We start from the raw sequence: 20970 nt of genomic DNA, 5'->3' as shown, positions 1-20970 counted from the left end.
ATGCCAGCCACATCCCAAAAAGGACTACAACTATGCAACTTCTCGACGACCACGTCGTTCTCATCACCGGCTCAGGCTCCGGCCTCGGACTCGGCATCGCCCGGTACTTCCGTGACGAGGGCGCCACGCTGGCACTGTTCGAATACGACGAAAAGAAAGTCGCGACGCTCCGGGAAGAGTTCGGCGACGACGTACTGGTGGTACAGGGCGACGTCCGCAGCATCTCCGACCTGACGCGTTGCCGCGACGAGATCGTCGGGCGCTTCGGCCGGCTGACGACGATCGTGGGAGCCCAGGGCATCTGGGACGGCAACGTGCGATTGGCCGACATCCCGGTGGAGCGTGTCGACACCCTCCTCGACGAAGTCTTCAGTATCAACGTCAAGGGCTACGTCCTGACCGCACGGATCTTCCTCGACCTGCTCGAGGCCGAAGGGGGTGCTGTCGTGTTGACCTGCTCGCAGGCGGCGTTCGCCGCCGACGGGGGAGGAGTGGCCTACACCGCGAGCAAGGGTGCCATTCGCGCCCTGGTCAATCAGATGTCCTTCGAGTTCGCACCCCGAGTCCGCGTCAACGCGGTTGCACCGACCGGTATCGCGAACAGTCAGCTGCGCGGACCTGCCGCACTCGATCTGCAGAATTCCCTACAGTCCGACATACCGGCTGACGCTTTCCGACAGCAGTTCGAGTGGCTGGCTCCGCTTCAGCACATGCCCTCGCCGGAGGAGTACGGCCCGCTCTACGCATTCCTGGCGTCACGACACAACACAGTCATGACCGGACAGACGGTTTTGGCGGATTCGGGCGCCCTGAACCGGGCACTGATGAGTATCCCCGAACTTCTCGCCACGATGCCGGGCGCCTGAGCACCCCACCCCACACCCGAATTTCACGCAACAGAGAGAGCCTGATGTTCGAATACTTCCCGGGCAACTACGTCTGGAACATGTCCGTGGTAGGCGCTATGAACTCCGGCGGCCGGATCGACGAGGTCGACCGCGCTTGCCGCCCGCTGCTCGAGGCCGCGAAAGGAGGTAGCGATGCCGGCACGGGCGAGTTCCTGAAGGTCTGGACCGACCTCACGGATTCGCTGGTGGAGTCGGCTCGGGCCGCGGAGAAGGCGGGCCACGATCGGACCGCCGGCGGGATCTATGCCCGTGCCACGAATTATCTGTGCACCGCCGAGCGGATGCTCTCCGCGGGTCACCCCGACCGCGTGTCCATCTACCGCCGGGTGCTGGAGCTGGCTCAGAAAGGATTCGACCTTCGTGACCACAGCATCACCCGGGTTGCCATCCCATTCGAGGACACGACACTGCCCGGTTATTTCTCGGCGGCACCGGCGACGTCGGACGGGCCGGCTCCGGTCATCATGCTCATCAACGGCCTGGACTCGACCAAGGAACACATGTACATCTCGGGATTCTGGGCCGAGTTGGCAGATCGGGGTATTTCGTGTCTCATGCTCGACCAACCCGGCTCCGGGGAGGCACTTCGGCTACAAGGTCTGATCGCACGCCGCGAGTCCGAGACCTGGGCCAGCTGGGTCGTCGACTGGCTGACGGCCAGAAATGATGTCGATACCGCCCGGATGGGGGTCGTGGGCTGGTCGTTGGGCGGCTATTACTCGCCCCGGGTCGCGGCCTTCGAGAAGCGCTTCGCCCTGTGCGTCGCCTGGGGAGCCAACCACAACTGGGGTGCCGTGCAGCGGCGTCGGCTCGACCGCGAGGGCGAGCACCCGGTGCCGCACTACTGGGACCATGTCAAATGGGTCTGGGGCTATGACGATCTCGACGAGTTCATCGAGTTCGCCGACTCGATTCACCTCGATGGCGTCGTCGACAAGATCACGGTGCCGTTCCTGATCGTGCACGGCGAGAACGATCGGCAAATTCCCTTGGAGTACGCGCACCGGTCCTATGAGCAGGCGGTGAACGCACCCTCTCGCGACCTTCGCATCTTCACCCGGCAGGAGGGCGGTGCCGAGCACATCGGGATCGATCACCTCCCCCACGTCGGCGCCTACATCGCTGATTGGGTCACCGACACCTTCGCGGCCATGGTCCCGCAACCGACTGGTTAGTACCCAAGCCAGCCGATTGCATTGTCCGCCCATCAATCTGGTGAGGATCCCACATGCCCGACACCAACGCCGTTGCCGAGACTCGCAACGTCGACACGAACAGTCCCTTCTACAGTCCCGCCGCCGAGGACGCTATCGCCGAAGCCGCATCGCGCTGCTCGAACTGGGGACGGTGGGGCGACGACGACGTGCTGGGCACCATGAACTTCCTCGATGACGCGAAGCGGGTCGAGGGTGCCTCCAGAATTCGTCGGGGCGCTGCCTTCTCGCTCGCCCAGAGCTTCGACGCAAACGGCCCGCAGCACGGCTGGCGAAAGCGCAACAACCCGGTGCACACCATGCTGGTCAGCGGCCTCGATGCTGAATTCGGTGAACCCGATATGCCGCACGGCTTCGGCGGTGCCGATGACTACGTGGTGATGCCGCTGCAAGCCTCCACCCAGTGGGACGGGCTGGGCCACATCTTCGACCACGGTGTCGCCTACAACGGACGTCCCGCGTCCAAGGTCGTCACCAGCGAGGGCGATCTTCTGACGGGCATCGAGACCGTGGCCGACCGCATCGCAGGGCGCGGCGTGCTGCTCGACGTGGGTCGCGCGCTCAGGGAAGACGGGGAGCTGCCCGACGGCTACGCGATCACCGTCGAGGACCTGGAGAACACCATCTCCGCGCAGGGGGAATCGTCCGTCGTCGGGCGTGGCGACATCATGCTCGTCCGCACCGGGCAGCTGTCCCGGGTCCGTCGCGACGGATGGGGCAGCTACGCCGGCGGTGCCGCCCCCGGGTTGTCCTTCACGACCGCGGGTTGGCTCCACGACCGGGAGGTCGCCGCGATCGCCACCGATACGTGGGGCTTCGAAGTCCGCCCCAACGAATTCGAGAACGCCTTCCAACCGCTGCACCAGGTCGTGATCCCGCACATGGGGCTTTTCATCGGGGAGATGTGGGATCTCGACAAGCTTGCCGCAGACTGCGCCTCCGACGGGATCTTCGACTTCTTCTTGACTGCCGCGCCCATTCCGGTGACGGGCGCCGTCGGTGCGCCGGTCAACCCCGTCGCGATCAAGTGACTCGACCGGCGGGCTGAGCCCGCGTACCAACACGATAGGAGCTTCACCCATGCGTTTCGCCACGTGGGTTCAGGATGGTCAGGTCACGACCGGCGTCGCCAGCGACGACGGCCTGCACGCGTTCGACCGGCAGACCACGATCCTCGAGCTTGTTCGCGCCGGACTCCCGGTCGCCTTCGAAGCCGGGGCCGCCGCACTGGGTAGACGTCCCGTCGATCTCACTGCGGTGCGGCTGCTCCCGCCGATAGAGCCCCCCACAGTGCGCGACTTCGCAGCCTTCGAAGAGCACATCGTTGGGGCCGGCCGATCGATGGCGGCTGCGGCCGAAGTCGAGCCCGAGTGGTACAAGAGACCAGTCTTCTACTTCAGTAATCCCTACGCGATGATCGGTGCCCATGACGACGTAGCCGTGCCACCGGGATGCCAGGTGATGGACTACGAACTCGAGGTCGCAGCCATCGTGTCGCGGGACGGATCGTCCGTCACACCGGCAGAGGCTCGGGACTACATCTTCGGCTACACGATCTTCAACGACTGGTCGGCTCGAGACCTCCAAGCCGGGGAGATGAAGGTCGGCCTCGGCCCGGCCAAGGGCAAGGATTTCGCTACCACGCTCGGCCCGTTCCTCGTCACAGCCGATGAACTCGATCCATTTCTGACTGCCGACGGCCTCTTGGACCTCGACGGGACTGTGTCGGTGAACGGCACAGTCATCGGCCGGGACAACCTGCGCAACATGAGCTGGTCGTTCGACGAACTTCTGGCACAAGCGTCACGCGGGACGTGGGTCAGGGCCGGAGACGTCCTCGGATCCGGAACCCTCGGCAATGGCGGATGTCTCGGTGAGTTGTGGGGTCGCTCCGGTACGCGCACGCCGGAGCCACTCCAGCCCGGCGACGTGGTCGAGATGACCGTCGCGACACTCGGCACGATCCGCAACACCGTCGTTCCGGGCCCAGAAGCGCCGGCGATCCGCGAGGCACGTCGACACGACTGGAAAGCTCAGCGCCGCAACTGAGTTCGAGCACGGTGGGCCGGCAGGACATTCAGATCATCAGAGCCTTTGACATGGACGTTGTCGTCGAGCCTGCATTCCTGGCGTCGTGGTCGCGCCGGCCCATCGCCAACTCACCGAATTACTCATTCGACAATTGAGGTAGCTACGTGATGACGAAATCCAACACCATATGGCTGATCGCGGAGGTCGGCTGGTACATCGCGGAGGGTGTTGCGGGCCTCGCGTCGACCTACGTCCCATTCGACTATGACTACTGGGCCGGGAAGAGGCTGCAGCGCCGGACTGACCGTGCATTCGGAGTGCTGGTGGAAAGCCTCGACTTCGACCTTGGAAACGGCTGAGTTGTACTTGCCCAGTCTTTCTCGATGCGGGTTCTGGGTGCGGCGGTGTCAGGATGAGCGCGCCACGTCGATGCTGCCGCGGCGGACAACAAAGCTCCCGTCGTGACGAACGCTGCCCCGATACCTGTGCTGGACAACATGACTCCCGCCGCGGCAGGGATGAAGACCTGACCCAACCTGTTCCCTGTCATCCGTAACGACAACGCGGCGCCTCGGCTCGAGGCGACGGCATAGCGGAAGCACAACTTCGATCGATGCCGGATACCGCCACCGCGGCTGTCTTCTGGCGCCGGGCTGCCGGCGCACAGCGATCGACGCCGAATGGGCGGACGAGTTGGTGAACGTCCTCGCCGCAGGGTCGACTTGACGCTACCGACGACGCGGGAAACCCCCTGACCTCACCGCCACGGTGGCCAACTCCGCAGGTCCGTCGAACCCTGCGGGGGATACGATCCCAGAATCTTCAAGTTAACAGCCTCGGGTGGACCGATGGAAGTGCAGCGCGCACCCTTGCCGGAGGCGTCCCGACATCGGAGGTCACCATCACCGGTGAGCCTCACGCGCAATCACCTAGCGGAACTGTAGCTGTCCCGGTCGCGATCGTTGCCACCATGCTGTGCGCCGCACGCACCCCGTGATCGAAGCGTCCGTCTGTGAGATGCGCCGACAGCACCGCCGGTGGGGAGCACGCCGCATCGCGCACGAGCTGCGACAGGAACTCGGCAATCGTGCCCTGTCCACCGAGCCCTTACCAGGAACGAACTGATCAATCCTCAAGAACAGCAACACAAACGAATCTACAAGCGGTGGGAACGCGAAGCTCCGATGCACCTGTGGCAGCTCGACCTGGTCGGAGGGATCTTTCTGGTAGGAGGTCGCGAATGCAAGATCTTGACCGGGATCGACGACCACTCACGATTCATCGTCGTCGCCACCGTGCTCGAGAAGCCTTCCGGTGTGGCCGTGTGCGCAGCGTTCGTCGCCGCGATGGGGCGATGGGGCGTTCCCTTCGAAGTCCTCACCGACAGCGGTAAGCAGTTCACCGGCAGGTTCACCCGCCCGCTACCCGTCGAGGTGCTCTTCGAGCGCACCTGCCGCGAGCACGGCATCAGCGCCCGCCTGACGAAACGGCGATCACCGACGACCACCGGCAAGATCGAGCGGTTCCACCGAACGCTGCGACGCGAACTGCTCGACGAAGTGGGGCCATTTGCCACAATCGAAGCCGCGCAGCCCGCCCTCGATGAATGGGTGCACAGCTACAACACCCAACGCCCACATCAGTCCCTGGGCATGGCCTCCCCGGTGACGCTGTTCCGCACACGAAAGGATGCGACGCCGGCTGCTACCAACACTGCACCCACGGCGATCACCGAGTCTGCTGCTGAACAATCAACATCGACGGGCTCATCCGCCAGGGCGCGAAGGATCTGACCATCGTCTCGAACAACGCGGGCAACGGTGAGGTCGGGCTGGCCGCCCTGTTGCAGGCCGGTCGGGTCCGGAAAGTGATCTGCTCCTTCCCACGACAGACCGACTCGTATGTCTTCGACACGCTGTACCGCGCGGGCGAGGTCGAACTCGAGGTCGTCCCACAGGGCAATCTCGCCGAGCGAATGCGCGCCGGCGGGTGCGGGCATCGGTGCGTTCTTCTGCCCGACCGGGGTCGGCACACCGCTGGCCGAGGGCAAGGAGATCCGCGAAATCGACGGGCGCACATACGTTCTCGAATACCCGATCAAGGGTGATGTCGCACTGATCAGCGCCCATCGCGCCGACACCCTGGGCAACCTGGTCTACCGCAAGACCGCCCGGAATTTCGGCCCCGTCATGGCCACGGCCGCCGCGTCGACCATCGTCCAGGGGACGAGAACCGTTGCGCCGTCGTCGATTCCGGCGACTGCCTCGTCGACGGATTCCACATAGACGAGATCGCGGTCGGGCACCCGAACGAGCGGGTCGGCCGGTGCCGGACCATGGATCAACTTCGCCAACGGCGCCTGCGGAAAAGCCAACAGCGGGATCATCGGCCACTACCCGCCAAGCACCCGCCCGACCGCGGGAATCGACCCCACCAGCTAGCACTCTTGCCGACACGCGTGCCCCAAAATATTGCAGGTCAGGACAGACCCTCAGTTGGCTGCAGATACGGGGGCCAAGGGCGACGCCACTGCACTGGTCTGGCGCTATATGCTGAGGTACACCATCGAGCAGGACCTGTATATGGGTGAAATCGACTCGTTCAAAACTCAGCGCGAGGTGATCTCCACGGTCCCGGTGGAGCTGGCGGAAGCTGGATTCGCCGACGCCGAGGAGATCGGTCGCGGCGGCTTCGGCGTGGTGTATCGGTGCTCCCAGACGGCCTTGGATCGGACTGTGGCGGTCAAGATTCTGACCGCCGACCTCGCGGAGGGCAACCGGGAGCGGTTTGTTCGGGAGCAGCGGGCGATGGGCCGGCTGACCGGGCACCCGAACATCGTGGCAGTACTGCAGGTCGGCACCACCGCATCCGGTCTGCCCTATCTGGTGATGCCCTACTATCCGCAGGATTCCCTCGACGCCCGAATCCGTCGTTACGGTCCGCTGTCGGTGCAGGAGTCGTTGCAAGTGGGGGTGAAGGTTGCCGGGGCGCTGGAGACCGCGCACCGGCTCGGCATCGTGCATCGGGATGTTAAGCCCGCCAACATCCTGATCACCGATTACGGTGAGCCGGCACTGACCGATTTCGGGATCGCGCGTATCGCCGACGGATTTCGTACCGCCACGGGCACGATAACGGGTTCGCCGGCGTTCACCGCACCGGAGGTGCTGGCGGGAGAACAGCCGACCGCGGCGGCCGATGTCTATGGTCTGGGCGCTACCTTGTTCGCCGCGTTGACCGGGCATGCGGCGTTCGAGCGACGCAGCGGGGAGCAGATGGTGGCCCAGTTTCTGCGGATCACCACGCAGCCGACGCCGAATCTGCGCGAGCACAGCATCGACGAAGAGATCTCGACCGCAATCGAACATGCCATGGCCCGCGCTCCCGAGCAGCGGCCCGCCGCGGCGGCCTTCGGCGAGCAGTTGCAGCAACTGCAGGTCGAGCGCGGGTGGCCGGTCGATGAGATGGCGGTGCGGATCACAACGGGTGCCGAGCAGCCAGACAGAACCCCGATTCCATTGATTCCACTTGCCACCGGCCGCTCGCCGGTTCGGGGGCCCGCACCGTCTGGTTCGTGGGTCAGCGCACAGGCGTCTCTTCCTCTGGAGCTGACGAGCTTCGTCGGCCGCCGCGCCGAATTGACCGAGGCCAAGAGCCTGCTGGCGAGCTCGCGGCTGGTGACGTTGACCGGGATCGGTGGGGTGGGCAAGACCCGGCTGGCGTTGCGGGTCGCGACCGGTGCGCGACGCGACTTCACTGACGGGGTGTGGTTGGTCGAGCTCAGCGAGCTGCACGATGGTGGCCTGCTGCCGGGGGTGATCGCTGCCGCTGTGGGGTTGCGTCCGCGGGGACAGTCGGTGCTCGATGTGCTGATCGAATATCTGGCGCCAAAGCAGTTGCTGCTGGTGCTCGACAATTGCGAACAAATCGTGGATGCGGCAGCGAAGGTTGCCGAGACTCTGCTGCGGGCGTGCCCGGGGCTGCGGATCCTCGCCACCAGCCGCGAGCCGCTGGGCATCGGCGGGGAATCCGTACTGCGGGTGCGGCCGCTGACGGTTCCCGATCCAGATCGGGAACCGTCGCTGCGGGGTGCGCCCCGCTACGACGCGGTCAGCCTGTTCGTCGAACGAGCCGCCGCCGCGGTGCCCGGCTTTGCGCTCACCAAGGACAACCTCGCCGCGGTAGCCGAGATCTGCCGCCACCTCGACGGGCTGCCGCTGGCCATCGAGTTGGCGGCAGCCCGGCTGCCAGCACTGTCACCCGAACAGATCCTGCAACGGCTCACCGACCGGTACGCGCTGCTCACCCGCGGCAGCCGCAGCGCGCCGAGCCGCCAGCAGACCCTGCAGTGGTGCATCGACTGGAGTCACTCGCTGTGCACCCCGGCCGAACAGCAGGTGTGGGCCCAGCTGTCGGTATTCGCCGGCAGTTTCGAACTCGACGCCGCCGAACAGGTGTGTCGAGACGACCTCGGAGCACAGGATCTGCTCGATGTGCTCACCGCCCTGGTCGAAAAGTCCATCTTGAATCGCGAGGAGTCGGAGTCGGTGGTGCGGTTCCGGCTGCTCGAGACGGTCCGTGACTACGGCCGCGACAAACTCGACGAAGCCGGCGAATACCTGGAATTGCGGCGCCGGCACCTGGACTGGTATCGGCAGCTCGCCGAGGACGCCGAGGCCGATTGGATCAGCCCTCGACAACTCGACTGGATCGCCCGCCTCGACCGCGAACAACCGAACCTGCGCGAGGCATTGGACTTCTGCCTGACCGACACCCGAGCAGGATCCGACGCCGCGTTGTCGTTCGCGGCAGCCCTGCAACTGTTCTGGTTCTCCCGAAGCCAGCTCAGTGAGGCTCGGCACTGGCTCGACCGCGCCCTCGCCGGCGCACCCGCCACTGCCACGCCCGCACGCGCCAAGGCACTGTGGCGCGCCAGCCTGGTGACCGAATCCCAGGACGATCTCCCCGCAGCATCCGCACTGCTCAGGCAGGCGCAGGCGCTCGCCGAACAGACCGAGCATCCGATCGTGCACGCGTTCGTGAACCTCACCCAAGGTCTGCACGCGGTCCGCATCGCTGACTCTGCGCGCGCCCGCGCTCCCACGGAGGCGGCCCTCGAGACGTTCACTGCACAAGGTGAGGTCTACGGGCAGGTCTGGGCCCTGCTCGGGCTCGGATGGGTGCACACATTCCGGGAGGACAGCGCAGCAGCTCTCTCGTACTTCGAGAAGGCCCTCGCGATCATCGAATCCCACGGCGAATCCGCACATCGGTCATATGCCTTGTGGGGGGCGGCGATTGCCGCGTGGCGCCAGGGTGATCGCGACCGTGCGCTGCAGCTGCTGCGGCAGGAGCTGCAGCTGGCCAGACAACAGAAAGACCTGCTCATGGCCGCGATAGCCCTGGAAGGTCTGGCTTGGGTTGTCGGCGCCGAGGGCAGCGCGCGACGCGCCTCGGTGTTGCTGGGCGCCGCGCAGGCACTATCTCAGGCGATTGGCGGCTCTTCCATACTGTTTGCGGGCCTGGCGGTCCACCATGAGGACTGCGAGCGAGCCGTCCGTCGCACGCTCAGCCAGCGATCCTTCGAGGCCGCCTACCGCGAAGGCGCCGCACTCGATCTCGACGCCGCGACCGACTACGCCCTAGGAGAGCAACCAAGGGCCGCGGCTGCTGATCCGGCGAAGCTGACCAGACGGGAGCAGGAGGTTGCCGACCTCGTCGCCGACGGCCTGACCAACAGGGCCATCGCCACCCGCCTGGTCATCTCGCTGCGCACCGCTGAGGGACACGTCGAACACATCCTGACCAAACTCGGATTCAGCTCCCGCGCCCAGATCGCCGCCTGGGTCGCCGAGCGGAGCCGACCCGCACACGGTTGAAGGTGTCGGACTGGGTCATCCCTTTGAACGATCGGCGAGATCGTTCCACGCCGACCGGGTGATCCGGCCACTCTGTACGCGTCCTCGGAGCGGGCGAAACGCGAACGACTGTCCAGAGAAAAGCCATGCCGATGAAGCCGAGCCCGGGGTGCCGCCGGGACTGATGCCGACGAGGCCGTCTTCCTGCTGTTTTCATGCCGAATGCCATCTCGGTTGCCGGGCGAGCAGCGTGGGCCGCAAAGCGTGGGTGGGTCGAGGAGGACGTCGTAGAGTGTGGTGCGCCGGGTCAGCTGCCTGCCGAGTTCGCCGACCGTCGTCGCCGGTTCGGCTTCATCGAGTCGCCGGCCGTGGGCGGCGCCGGCGGCCTGATGTTCTCGTCCATGAGGGTGCCGACGACGTCGTCGACTCCGGCCTGCAGCAATTGCCGGACTCCGGATATGCCGGTCTACACCCACGATGCCTGGAACGCAACGACTGATCCCGCGGGACGCAGCACATGGGACCGACCATGGTCTCGACTGTCAACTTTCGTGCACAGCCTCTCCCGAGATGGCCCAGCAGGCAGGCAGGATTCCCGCCCCGCGCAGGAGCGTCACAACAGTCCCTTGAATACGTTCCGTCGACGGGTGAGCCCGGTCAGCGAGCTCGCCGCCGGCTCCTTCAGTGTGGTTGGGAGAACTTGGGGCCGGAGTAGCGAGTCCGGATCGCGGTGATCAGCTGAACGTGCTGATTTTGTGTCACGTCCGCCACGCAGAGGCGGTAGCTGCCCAGTTCCTCGGTCGCGGGGTTACGCGCGTGCAGGAGGTGGTTGGTGTCACGGCCGTAGGCGACGTCGATGGTGCCGGACCACAATTCTTGAAAGTCCTTGTCGGAGTGAAGCCGTCGTATGAGGGCATGTGCTTGTTCGCTGCCGCGGTACCGTGCGAGAGCGCCTTTGATGGTGGCGACGGAGTAGGCGGCCTCGCTACGCCATTGGAGGAGGACGGTCCGGGCGATCGGGCTGAACAGCCATGCCGGGATGCACTTGGTTTCATTGAGGTCAGGTGCGAGTGACCAGAATAATCCGTTGCAGGCCAGTACATTCCACATTGGATCCACGTAGGCCGCGAGTACTCCCCGTACTTCGAGGTCATGGAGGTAGGCCATGAGTCCGACATTCTCGCTGACGCACTGACGAAGGTTCTCCACTGCCGGGAGATCCTGTGCGGGAGTCCGTAGGTCCCATAGGTGACGCGCCAGAACCGGTGTGAGTTTGTAACCGGCGATGATCATTTCGAGTGTCTCGATGGATGGGGTGCGTTCGCCACGCTCGATTTGGCTGAGGTAGGAGGGGCTGATCCCGTGTCGTGCGTGGGCGGTGACGCGGGATAGTCGCAGGTGATCTCGGATTAGGCGCAATGTGGTGGGTAGGGTCGGGAGATGTTGTTGCGGTGTGTATCTGGGCTTGTTGGGCCCGTGGTGACGGGAGTGTCGAGTCAGGGGTAGCTCCTCGTCTGTCGGCTGCCTTCCGTCGTGGGGAGGACTCAGGTAGGCTGAGCGGTTCGTTTTGAGGTCCATGGACCGAGTCTTGACATCCGGGCGGTGACCGTCAAGATCACTACGGGGACAACGTGTCCTGGGGCTATCCGCGAGGGGGAGAAGAACTTTGGAAGAGATGTCTAAGGCCGTCGGGCAATGGTTGAGAGCGCGCCGGATAGAGATCGGGCTGGATCGACCCGAAGACCTTGGCAGTCTTGTCGGCCTGAGTGGTGATCAGATCAAGAAGGTCGAGAACGGCACGCGTTCGTTGAGCATCGAGTCGTTCGAAGCCATTGTTGGAGCTTTGGCTCTACCGGTTTGGTGGGGCCGAACGATTCTGGCTCTCACGCGTACCAACCTCATACCGTCGCACCTTGGTGTGGATGCCCCATTGCTGCCCCGGGATTTGCGGATTCTGGAGGCGTACCCGGGGCCGGCATGCCTTCAGGAGGTGCCTCTGTTCAGGGTGAAGGCCGCAAATAGTAAGTACCTCAAGGCATTTCCTGGATTGACGCCGGGCCGCAACATCATCGAGTGGATGGTGAACGAGCCGATTGCTCGCCGGGTGCTGGTGAATTGGAGGTTCGAGACGCACTTGATGACACAAGGACTCAAGCTCATGTCGCGGGGGATCGTGCCACAACATGAAGTCGACGCCGTCGTCGATGCTTGTCGCCACGTGCCGGAGTGGGATGACTTCTGGAATTCCGAACTACCGAAAAGCTTGGCGACACCGGCCCGGTCTCTCGAGTACTCAGTCATCAGGGACGCCGATACCGGTGAGGAGTACCAGATGTGGGTGTCTATCGATGCCAGTGAGCTGCCATTTAGACCGTGGTGGGTCTACCACCTGACCTCAGTCGACGGTCCACTAGCCATGGCGGTGTAGCGCTATCTGTAGCGCAGATGTCCAGCAGTCCTTGTGCGAGAAGCGAACATCCGAGGTTTGTGTTCGTGTTGGCCGCCGCACCGGCGGTCCGATCAAGTTGCCGCAACCGCGCACCGGGGTCTGGGGGAATGGCCAGGGATCGTTAATTTCTTAGCGCGCAGTGCAGGATGCTGCTCGTGCATGGGGAGCGCAACGGTGAACTTTCGTCGGTACCTTCAGCTATATCAACGGGTTGCGGTACTCAATCGCTGGAACTCGGACGCGCAGTGCGACGAGAAGACGGTTACCTCGTCTCGATGATCGCGTACCAGTTCCCGGAGTCGCTTCTGATTGTCGACCCGTTGCTGGCGTTGAGTGTCAACAGACCACTGAAATATGCGGGCCCCCAGTGGCATGGACGGATTGTTCGCCATCTGGCCGTGATAGGAGTAGGCGTCTCCAGCGTGGAGAAACCACCCCTTTCCGGTGTCGACCGCAACCCCGACATGCCCGCGTGTATGTCCTGCCAACGGGATCATCAGGATTCCTTGCGGCAGCCCTGTCAACTCGCGCACCGCCCTGAATCCGAGCCAATTCTCGTCGCTACTGTCGGAGTCGGCGTAGGTGTTCCACTTGGGTCCGTGCTCGAACTGTATGGGCCGGTACCGCATCTGCCGGCTCCCTGTCGCAGCATCGAGCTCGGCTTGGTGGACGTGGACGATCGCTGCCGGAAAGTCCGCAAGACCCCCCGCATGATCCAAGTCCAAATGCGTCACGATGATGTCGCGAACATCGGTGCGCGCGAACCCCAGTGCCTCTACCTGTTTGGCAATTGGGTTGTCGAGCAGTGGGTTGGTCCGGCGGACAAGCTTCTGGCCCACCCAAACATCAGGTCGAACCATGGCCTGCTCCCCGTAGCCGGTGTCCACCAACGCCAATCCCGTCGCATGCTCGATCAGCAGGCAGTGGCACGCCCCCACGGCCCTCCGCAGAACGCCCGGACGACCATCGATCAACCGCCCACCGAAAGGCCTGGTACCTCCAGCGTCCAGATGATGGACATGCATAACACTGCTCCGATCCATGTTGCCGACCAACCAGCCACCTAGACGCGGCCCCGTTGCCCCCTAGCGACATATGGAAGTCATCCAAAAGTACACCAAAGTGCCAGTGCTGAAACATAATTCGGTCTGGCGGGTACGTCGGCACCGTCGCCGTGCTGGAGTCGCTACTGGCGACGACGCTGGTGTCCGCAGGTGCGGCCTTCAGAACAGCATTTCGAACTCAGACTCCGAGTCATCGACCGCATCGGTCTCGCTCGCCATGGGTAGCGCGACGACATGTGCTCAATCTCACGTAGTGCCAGCCAGTGCATGCCGGTGTGCAGCCGCCGCATCGCCAGGAGGTTCGCTCGGGGCACAACGAAGATGACGTCACGGAGGAAGGCTAGAGGACTCGGCGCCCCAACCGTCTCGAAAATTGTGTTGACGCTTGCTGCGTAAAACCTTTGGCAAACGCTGCGCTTAGAAGCCCTTTGCAGTTTTACGCAGCGCGCGTTAACGCAATCTAGGTGCGTTCGAGCTCTGGATTTCTCTGTCTTTCAAGGCTTTTGATGGACATGCAAGTCCACGCCGTTCGAAAGGAAAGAGATGGATCCCTACGTGATACTCGGATGGGCGAATTACGCTCTGTCGCTACTGTCGAGTGGCCTGTCCGTAGCAGCACAGGCGCTGGCGCTCATCGCCCCCTTCATCTGACACGCAAGAGTTGAGAAGCCGCCTCCCAGAAGCGTATTCGCTGCTGGGAGGCACCTCGAACAGCGTCCGCCCCGCGCATTCGGGGTCGTAAATCACTATTCCCCGCCTTCACGACGAAGGGTTATTTGGCATGCTCGAATCCACCAGAATTCCCTGCCACCGCATACCTGATCACCGAATTGAAGCAGGTGCTGTGCAAGGGCGAAATCATTTGTGCAGCAGCATCGGGCGAGGCAGCCGTGTCCTCCTCGCGGGTGCGATACCCGCGGCTATAGTGCTGGCCACCTGTGCGGGGACAGCCAGTGCCGTCGAGGGTCTCTTCGCAATCGCCGACCAGCCCGGTGTCACCAGCCCCGCGCAGCCCGGCACAACCACCCTGCCGCCGCCTTCGCCGGAGCCTGAACCAGCGCCGCCGCAGCCAGCGCCGCCGGTGTACTACTCGCAGCCGCCAGAGATCCGGAATGAGGCGACCCCGCGTCCAGCTCCACCGCCGGAGGAGCCGGTGGAGCCGATACGGATCGACGAATTGCATCTGCCCGCGCCCGTAGCCCCAGTAGCACCGATTGAGCCGCCGGAGAACACGATTCGTATCGGGCAGTGGCAGACCCCGCGCCCGGACTGGCTGCCTGCGGAATGCGCGGATGTCATCAACGACACTGCCGCTGGTGCCGAAGCTCAGGTCGCGACCGCGTTGGACTCGATCGGCATCCCAGCTGGACGGTCGGACCGTGTCAGCGGCGCCACCCTGGCTGGTGCCGGAATCGGTGGCGCCGCAGGCGCCGCGATCGTGGGAGCGCCGGTAGCTGCTGCTGGAGCGGTGGTCGGTGGCCTGATCGGCGGCACCATCGGCGGAATCGCCGGAGCCGCGCTCGGCACGGTTGTGGCGGTGCCGATCATCGGCACGGTGACATCCGGCGTGGCCGGAACAGCGCTTGGCGCCGCGGCCGGTGCGTTCGTGGGTGCCGCCGCGGCCGGTATCCCTGCCGCTGTCGTCGGTGCGGTCGCTGCGGGCACGGTTGGTGCCGGGTTCGGCGCTGGAGTCGGAGTCGGGCAGCCATGACCGCAGAGGAGAACAACCGCGCACGTGTCCTTGCCGCGGCGGTAGCCGCCGCTGCCATGCTGGGCTTGGCCGGGGTCACTACTGCCCCCGGATCAGCTGAGGCCGTGCCGCTATCCGGGTGCCCCGCGCTGTATTTGCTCGGCGTCCAGGGCACCGGGCAATCCTCGCCAACCGCAGACCTGCTCGCTGACACCGGAGTCGTTGGCGCGCTCATCGCGCCGGTACTTTCGGCCGCTCCCGGTCTGGTGCAGCGCAGCTACATTCCCTACGGCGCTGGGTTCGGTGGCGCGGTCCCCGGTGGTGGGCCTGACCCGTATGTGGTGTCGGTGACCGATGCCCGTACCCACCTCGACGCTGCTGCCTCCCAGATCGCCGAGACCTGCCCCAGCACGATGATCGCCGGGATCGGCTATTCCCAAGGTGCGCAGGCGATGTCGTTGTTTGCTCGGGATGTCGGCGCGGGCGTCGGGCCGGTCGCGCCGGATCGTATCGCTGGCATCGCACTGTATGCCCATCCCGACCGCGCACCGGACGCGCCGATCTTCCCCGGCCGCCCGGGCCAGACAGGACCCGACCCCGCGCCTGGCACCAGCGGGGCGGCGGTGTCGGCGGTGCAGATCTCCAACCCGCCCGCCGGTGGCGGCGGCATCGCCGACGGCGCGACCAGCTACGGCGCACTGACAGGTCGTGTTGCCGACATCTGCACCGACGGTGACCTGGCTTGTTCGGCACCGGATCGGGCGGCGCTGCTGCGCGTGGGTGCCGAGATCGCCGCCCAAGCCGACCTGCGTGACCCTGTTGCCGCCATCGGATCACTGAATACCTTGCTCACCGCTGCAATCGGTGATGCCTGGACGACTGTGGTGCTCAATGACTTTCAGGTCCGCGCGGGCGATGTCGACTATGCCCCGCAGTTGGGTTTGGCTGCCCGGTTGATCGAGGCTGCCGATCCCCGTAAACCCGGCCCGAACCCGGAGCAGATCGGCGCGGCGGGCGCGCGGTGGAGCGAGATCACCGCCACCGTCGCGGCGAACCCGATCGGGTTGGTTCCCAAGCTCGTCGACCAACTCGGCATGGCGTGGGGTGGGCTCGTCGCCGACAACGCCGACCTGCTCAATCCTGCGATCTGGGTCCGCTACGCCGACACCGTCGCCCGACACAACAACTACGCCATCAACGGCCAACTCAACTCGGGTATCGCCTGGATGGTCGCCCTCGCCCACGACATCGCCGGGAGCCGATAATGACCGACCCCACCACCATCGATGATTTCTACAGCATCCCCGAAATCGACTTCACCCCCCAGCCGGGGGAGATCCAGCGGTGCCGCAGCGTAGCCACCCCGGGGCTGCCCGGCGCGAAGCGTGCGTGGCAGCTCGTCTATGCCACCCGCACCGCGTCCAACGGCCCCATCCCGGCGTCGGGGATTGTGATCACACCGGACCGGCCAGACACCGCTGGCCCCAGCCCGATCCTGGTGTACTGCACGGAATTCCACGGTCTCGGTGGGCGGTGTGCGCCGTCGCAGCTGCTGGCGGGGGAGGGGACCGAACCGGAATCCGGGTTCATAGCCAGCGCACTCGAGCGCGGCTGGACGGTCGCGGTGCCCGACGGGCAGTGCTTGGGCATCACCGGGTTGGGGCCGCACATGTTCCTGGCCGGTCGTGCCGCCGCGCACGCTGTGCTTGACCTCGCCCGCGCGGTGGGCACGCTGCCGGACCTGGACTCTTCGAGCGCGCCGTGCGCGGTGTGGGGGTACGCCGATGGTGGGCGCGCGGCGATTTGGGCTGCCGAGCAGCATCCCCGGTATGCATCGGACCTGGATCTGCGGGGGGTCGCTGCCGGTGCTGTCGTGGCCGATCCCGGGGCGCTGATCAGTGAGATCGATGGCGGGCCGTGGTCGGGGCTGGCGTTGGCCGGGCTGATCGGGCTGGCGCGCGCGTATACCCATCTGCCGGTAGACCATCTACTCACCGACGAGGGACACCGCGCTGTCGAGCACGCTCGAGAACTCGACGCGGCGGCGCTGCTGGTCACCTATCGCAACCAGCCGCTTGGACACTGGTGCGAACGCGCCGACCCCTGGAACGACCCCATCTGGCGATACGTGCTGGCCAACGAGACCAGCGGCTACGCGACCCCGGAGGTACCCGTGCACCTCTACCACGGCACCGAGGACGCCATAGTACCGGTAGCGATGGGACGCAACCTGTTCGCCGAATACCGCTCTCTCGGAGTCGATTTGAACTGGCGGGAATACCCGAACAGCCACAGCGGCACCGCCACTGACGGCGCTCCCGAAGCCATCGCGCAGCTGGCCCACTACTTGGCCCGCCGACCCGACCACACCACGCGCCCGGCACCACCGAGCCCGCAGACCACCTGAATCGCCTGCCCGCACCTGCGAACCCCTCGCCGGGGTGCGGGCAGGCCCCAAATCAGCAGAGATCGAGGTGAAATCTCATGCATCCCCGCATTGTCAGGACTCGGACGTTGCGGTGCGCCGCCGCGATGGCACTGATGTCGATCATCGTGTCTGTGGCCGGTGTCAGCACAGTGAACGCCGATGACGGTGTCCCTCTCGGAGCGAAGTGCCCCAGCCTGTATGTGCTGGGGGTGCAGGGCAGTGAGGAGGGAGCCCCGGAGGCCGGGATCGTCAGCGACTCCGGGGCGTTGGGCCAGGTCTTCGGTCCGCTGGCCGCTGCCGCGGGGGACCTCGTGCAGCGCGCCTACGTCCCCTACGGCCAGACAGCCGATGGGAAGGCCCTGCCCTACGACGCCGCGATCACCGCCGCCTCGGAGCGCCTGGAACAGATGGCCGCCGAGGTCCTGACGCGCTGTCCCCATACCAAGATCGCCGCAGTCGGCTACGCACAGGGCGCGGCCGCAGTCTCGACCTTCGCCCAACGAGTCGGAGCCGGCAGCGCTCAGGTCGGTGCAGACCGAGTCGCTGGAATTGCGTTGCTGGCCAACCCGACTCGCGTGGCGAATACCTCTGTATTGCCCAGTCTGCCCCAGGCGACTACTCCCGCGGCGGCGCCTGGTACGACGGGGGAGAAGGTCGCCTCGATCACGCTGAGCAATCCAGCGCTGACCGGTATAGGGATTGCCGCCCCGGCGGGGTCGAGCGGGTACGGAACGTTGGTCGGGCGAATCGCGGATCTGTGTGTAGCAGGTGACGCTACCTGCGACGCACCGGCTGGAAGCCCGCTGGTCACCACGGTGGCCAACATCGCTGCACGGTCGGATCTGCGAGATCCTATTGCCGCGATTTCGACTGTCGCGCAGGCGTTGTCGGCGACGGTCTACACGACGGCAGTGAATGTGGTCAACGAGGACCTGCGCGGCACCAGCCTCGATCAGCTGTCCTACGAACCCAGCAAATCTCTCGGCCAACGCCTAGCCGAAGCGTCCAGTCCGACCGCCACACAACCAGCACCTGCCGACGCCCTCTCAGCACTGATGAAGCTCGGCACAATCGGGCTCGGGGCGGTCGTCTCGGTGGCGCAGAAGGTATTCACACCAGCGACGGTTGCCGAGCTGGCGACTGTCGGTATGTCCAATCCGTGGGCGGCGATCGCGGCGTTGGGCACCAAGCTCGCCGCGGCGGTCGTGGAGTTGATACCGCCACAGAGCGCCAGTCGCTGGATCAATCAAGCCTTCGACGCGATCACCAGCACCATCAGCGACCACAGCGAGCTCTACACCCTGGCCAGCTCCGCCAAATACAGCGACACCACCGGCCGCCACGGCTCCTACCAAACCGTGGCCGCCACACAAACCGGGCACTCAGCGCTGCGCGCCACCGCCGACTGGTTCACCGCCCTGGCCGGCGACCTCGCCGCCACCGGGATCGCTTCAGCCCCAGCACAATCCGCCACCCGCTCGACGATCACACCACCCACCCCCAGCACCAGTGCCGTGACACCAGCGGGCCCGACGTCGAGTACTGGCCCCTAGACCCCTTCGGGCGGAGCCCGAATCCGCCCGACGTACCCACAACCTTGTCGGCTGATTCTCCCCTGGCCGCCCGCCCGAAGGGCCCCCACTCCGCCCGCCAACCACATCAAGGAGGTGAGAACCGAAATGCCCAACACCCAAACTGATATCGACATTGGGCATGGTGGCGGCTGGCTGCATCGCGGCGAACCCGTTGCCCTGCAAACCATCTCGCCCGCCACCGGCGACGCGAACCCTGAGCGCGGCACCGAATGGCAGTGGATCAGACAGCACACCCCACAACCCGCCAGCGGCGGAACACACTCGGGCATACCACGGCGGGTATGGATCGGGCTTACCGGCGCACTCGGTATAGCCGCCGCGCTGATCGCTGTGGGAATCAGCTCGATCGCTGACCATCCGGACACGACCGCGGTGATCCCCACGGCGACCGCGAGCCCCCCGACAATGACCCCACCAACCGGTGGGGCATGCACCGGGCTGTCGGGGCAGACCGTCACCGACACCGCTGGTGACACCCACAGCCTGCAAGGGGTTATCGCGGCTTTCGAGCATGCCTACTACCGACAGCGCAGCGCCGAAACCGCCTTGGGGCTGGTCGCCCCCGAGGCTGGTCTCACCCTCGAGGGGCTGGCAGCGGGCATCGCCTCGACCCCGACCGGAACCAGCCACTGTGTGGCGATCACCCCGATCGCCGAGGGCACCGCGGAAGTACATCTGGTCGCACAGCATCCCGATGGACAGCGCATCGACTACCTGCAGTTGATCAACGTCGGGCACACCTCGGACGACGTGGTCATCACCAACATTCAGAAGCGGGGCTGAGCGATGGCCACACCGCTGCACCTACACCGAGACCACCGCGACCGAGGGCAGCGTCTCGATCCGGGCACCATCACCGCACCGGAACAGTTGGCTTCGGTGCGGGAGACACCGTTGCCGACCACAGGTGCCCATCCACCGCTGTTCGCGGTGCTCGGTGCGCATGGCGGTGCCGCAACCTCGACGCTGGCGCGGTGGTGGGCACCGGCGGCCGACACCGGGCTGGCCTGGCCCGGATCACCGCGCACCACCCAGCACGTCATCATCGCAGCCCGCCTGTGCATGCCCGGACTCACCGCAGCCGCCGAACGCCTCCGCGAATGGCACGCCTGTCTGACACCCGACGGGGTGGAGGTGATCGGGCTGGTCCTCACCGCGGCTCGCCCGGGAAAGGTACCCGCTGTGGTGCGCCGGTATCGCGCTGTGGTCGCCGAGTTGGTCGCCGACGTCTACGAGATCGGCTGGCACGACGAACTCGTCGTCTGTGAACTGACCGAACTCGCCGAGTATGTGCCATTCGACCCACCGCCACCGCGCCGATCAGGGCTGCGCGATGCGGTCCCCGCCGACGTGCACCGCGCCGGAACCCAGATCATCACCCATCTCGCAGCCACTCGTTCGATTGCTGCACAACCCGATTCGGAGAAAACGCCATGACCACCGCCTACGCGGTCGGCGAGGCGATCACCGTGCTCGCCCAAGAAATCAAACCCACCCCTATAGCGCCGCCTGGCGCGGACAAGTTGATCAACCTCGTCAACTATCTGTCCTGGATCGTCATGCTCGCCGGAATCGCGTCGCTGATCTACGCCGGCGGGAAATTCGGGTGGGAACGATTCCACGGCGGCGCGGTCGAATCCCCCAAGATCATCCTCGGCGCTCTGGTCGGCGGCATCATCGCCACCAGCGCCGGAACGATCATGAACGCCGTCGTCACCGGAGGCGCATAACCC

General features: G+C 65.3%; 16 protein-coding genes and 2 pseudogenes. 16 read left to right on the top strand and 2 right to left on the bottom strand.

The annotated features are described in order from the left end of the window. The first annotated feature begins 32 nt into the window (after window positions 1-32). The 8 genes and pseudogenes from OIE68_RS17095 (at window position 33) to OIE68_RS17060 (ending at window position 10032) form a co-directional block, all read left to right on the top strand. Window positions 33-866: an SDR family oxidoreductase gene (locus OIE68_RS17095; RefSeq protein ID WP_327100344.1), complete on the top strand. Its 834-nt coding sequence runs from the start codon at window positions 33-35 to the stop codon at window positions 864-866. Window positions 867-910: 44 nt separating this feature from the next. Then, a complete protein-coding gene (locus OIE68_RS17090; RefSeq protein ID WP_327100343.1) occupies window positions 911-2083 on the top strand; it encodes an alpha/beta hydrolase family protein in 1173 nt (390 codons plus the stop codon). A 53-nt stretch (window positions 2084-2136) separates the two neighbouring features. Next, window positions 2137-3153 (top strand): cyclase family protein, encoded by a 1017-nt coding sequence (locus OIE68_RS17085; RefSeq protein WP_327100342.1) that lies wholly within the window; start codon window positions 2137-2139, stop codon window positions 3151-3153. 49 nt (window positions 3154-3202) lie between these two features. Further along, a complete protein-coding gene (locus OIE68_RS17080) occupies window positions 3203-4171 on the top strand; it encodes a fumarylacetoacetate hydrolase family protein (RefSeq protein WP_327100341.1) in 969 nt (322 codons plus the stop codon). 149 nt (window positions 4172-4320) lie between these two features. Further along, window positions 4321-4512 carry a hypothetical protein gene (locus OIE68_RS17075; protein ID WP_327100340.1) on the top strand — a complete coding sequence of 64 codons (192 nt, stop codon included), beginning with the start codon at window positions 4321-4323 and terminating at the stop codon, window positions 4510-4512. A gap of 631 nt (window positions 4513-5143) precedes the next feature. Further along, window positions 5144-5832 (top strand): annotated as a pseudogene (locus tag OIE68_RS17070) (integrase core domain-containing protein); the annotation flags it as partial. 77 nt (window positions 5833-5909) lie between these two features. Next, window positions 5910-6438 (top strand): annotated as a pseudogene (locus tag OIE68_RS17065) (3-oxoacid CoA-transferase subunit A); the annotation flags it as partial. 297 nt (window positions 6439-6735) lie between these two features. Beyond that, the gene (locus OIE68_RS17060) at window positions 6736-10032 is read left to right on the top strand and encodes a protein kinase domain-containing protein (protein WP_327101704.1); all 3297 of its coding nucleotides are present in this window, start codon (window positions 6736-6738) and stop codon (window positions 10030-10032) included. Between the two features lie 660 nt (window positions 10033-10692). On the opposite strand, the gene OIE68_RS17055 is transcribed toward OIE68_RS17060, so the two are convergent. Beyond that, window positions 10693-11589: a helix-turn-helix domain-containing protein gene (locus tag OIE68_RS17055; RefSeq protein ID WP_327100339.1), complete on the bottom strand. Its 897-nt coding sequence runs from the start codon at window positions 11587-11589 to the stop codon at window positions 10693-10695. A 97-nt stretch (window positions 11590-11686) separates the two neighbouring features. On the opposite strand from OIE68_RS17055, the gene OIE68_RS17050 reads away from it, so the two are divergent. After that, on the top strand, window positions 11687-12439 hold the full coding sequence (locus OIE68_RS17050; protein WP_327100338.1) for a helix-turn-helix transcriptional regulator: 753 nt from the start codon (window positions 11687-11689) through the stop codon (window positions 12437-12439). Between the two features lie 224 nt (window positions 12440-12663). Here the strand turns inward: OIE68_RS17050 and OIE68_RS17045 are convergent, their stop codons facing one another. Continuing rightward, the gene (locus OIE68_RS17045; protein ID WP_327100337.1) at window positions 12664-13434 is read right to left on the bottom strand and encodes an MBL fold metallo-hydrolase; all 771 of its coding nucleotides are present in this window, start codon (window positions 13432-13434) and stop codon (window positions 12664-12666) included. A gap of 1243 nt (window positions 13435-14677) precedes the next feature. Here OIE68_RS17045 and OIE68_RS17040 point away from each other — a divergent pair. The 7 genes from OIE68_RS17040 (at window position 14678) to OIE68_RS17010 (ending at window position 20967) form a co-directional block, all read left to right on the top strand. After that, window positions 14678-15235, top strand: a complete 558-nt coding sequence (locus tag OIE68_RS17040; protein ID WP_327100336.1) for a hypothetical protein — start codon at window positions 14678-14680, stop codon at window positions 15233-15235. After that, on the top strand, window positions 15232-16479 hold the full coding sequence (locus OIE68_RS17035; RefSeq protein WP_327100335.1) for a cutinase family protein: 1248 nt from the start codon (window positions 15232-15234) through the stop codon (window positions 16477-16479). Before OIE68_RS17040 ends, OIE68_RS17035 begins: the two co-directional genes overlap by 4 nt. Next, complete coding sequence (locus OIE68_RS17030) at window positions 16479-17621, top strand: lipase family protein (protein WP_327100334.1); 1143 nt, start codon at window positions 16479-16481, stop codon at window positions 17619-17621. The genes OIE68_RS17035 and OIE68_RS17030 overlap by 1 nt, the downstream gene beginning before the upstream one ends. A gap of 77 nt (window positions 17622-17698) precedes the next feature. Continuing rightward, on the top strand, window positions 17699-19195 hold the full coding sequence (locus tag OIE68_RS17025) for a cutinase family protein (RefSeq protein WP_327100333.1): 1497 nt from the start codon (window positions 17699-17701) through the stop codon (window positions 19193-19195). A gap of 126 nt (window positions 19196-19321) precedes the next feature. Beyond that, on the top strand, window positions 19322-20020 hold the full coding sequence (locus OIE68_RS17020; RefSeq protein WP_327100332.1) for a hypothetical protein: 699 nt from the start codon (window positions 19322-19324) through the stop codon (window positions 20018-20020). 3 nt (window positions 20021-20023) lie between these two features. Continuing rightward, complete coding sequence (locus OIE68_RS17015) at window positions 20024-20674, top strand: hypothetical protein (RefSeq protein WP_327100331.1); 651 nt, start codon at window positions 20024-20026, stop codon at window positions 20672-20674. After that, window positions 20671-20967: a hypothetical protein gene (locus OIE68_RS17010; RefSeq protein WP_327100330.1), complete on the top strand. Its 297-nt coding sequence runs from the start codon at window positions 20671-20673 to the stop codon at window positions 20965-20967. The genes OIE68_RS17015 and OIE68_RS17010 overlap by 4 nt, the downstream gene beginning before the upstream one ends. Window positions 20968-20970 lie beyond the last annotated feature (3 nt).

It is taken from the genome of Nocardia vinacea, from assembly GCF_035920345.1.
Taxonomy (GTDB): Bacteria; Actinomycetota; Actinomycetes; order Mycobacteriales; family Mycobacteriaceae; genus Nocardia; species Nocardia vinacea_A.
The sequence above is the reverse complement of the archived record's forward strand: the minus strand, read 5'-3'. Positions and strand labels throughout refer to the sequence as shown.

Excerpts from the sequence above, each read along its gene's own strand:
- OIE68_RS17095 (WP_327100344.1), top strand. The coding sequence starts at position 33 with ATGCAACTTCTCGACGACCACGTCGTTCTCATCACCGGCTCAGGCTCC.
- OIE68_RS17090 (WP_327100343.1), top strand. The coding sequence starts at position 911 with ATGTTCGAATACTTCCCGGGCAACTACGTCTGGAACATGTCCGTGGTA.
- OIE68_RS17085 (WP_327100342.1), top strand. The coding sequence starts at position 2,137 with ATGCCCGACACCAACGCCGTTGCCGAGACTCGCAACGTCGACACGAAC.
- OIE68_RS17080 (WP_327100341.1), top strand. The coding sequence starts at position 3,203 with ATGCGTTTCGCCACGTGGGTTCAGGATGGTCAGGTCACGACCGGCGTC.
- OIE68_RS17075 (WP_327100340.1), top strand. The coding sequence starts at position 4,321 with ATGACGAAATCCAACACCATATGGCTGATCGCGGAGGTCGGCTGGTAC.
- OIE68_RS17060 (WP_327101704.1), top strand. The coding sequence starts at position 6,736 with ATGGGTGAAATCGACTCGTTCAAAACTCAGCGCGAGGTGATCTCCACG.
- OIE68_RS17055 (WP_327100339.1), bottom strand. The coding sequence starts at position 11,589 with ATGGACCTCAAAACGAACCGCTCAGCCTACCTGAGTCCTCCCCACGAC.
- OIE68_RS17050 (WP_327100338.1), top strand. The coding sequence starts at position 11,687 with ATGTCTAAGGCCGTCGGGCAATGGTTGAGAGCGCGCCGGATAGAGATC.
- OIE68_RS17035 (WP_327100335.1), top strand. The coding sequence starts at position 15,232 with ATGACCGCAGAGGAGAACAACCGCGCACGTGTCCTTGCCGCGGCGGTA.
- OIE68_RS17030 (WP_327100334.1), top strand. The coding sequence starts at position 16,479 with ATGACCGACCCCACCACCATCGATGATTTCTACAGCATCCCCGAAATC.
- OIE68_RS17025 (WP_327100333.1), top strand. The coding sequence starts at position 17,699 with ATGCATCCCCGCATTGTCAGGACTCGGACGTTGCGGTGCGCCGCCGCG.
- OIE68_RS17020 (WP_327100332.1), top strand. The coding sequence starts at position 19,322 with ATGCCCAACACCCAAACTGATATCGACATTGGGCATGGTGGCGGCTGG.
- OIE68_RS17015 (WP_327100331.1), top strand. The coding sequence starts at position 20,024 with ATGGCCACACCGCTGCACCTACACCGAGACCACCGCGACCGAGGGCAG.
- OIE68_RS17010 (WP_327100330.1), top strand. The coding sequence starts at position 20,671 with ATGACCACCGCCTACGCGGTCGGCGAGGCGATCACCGTGCTCGCCCAA.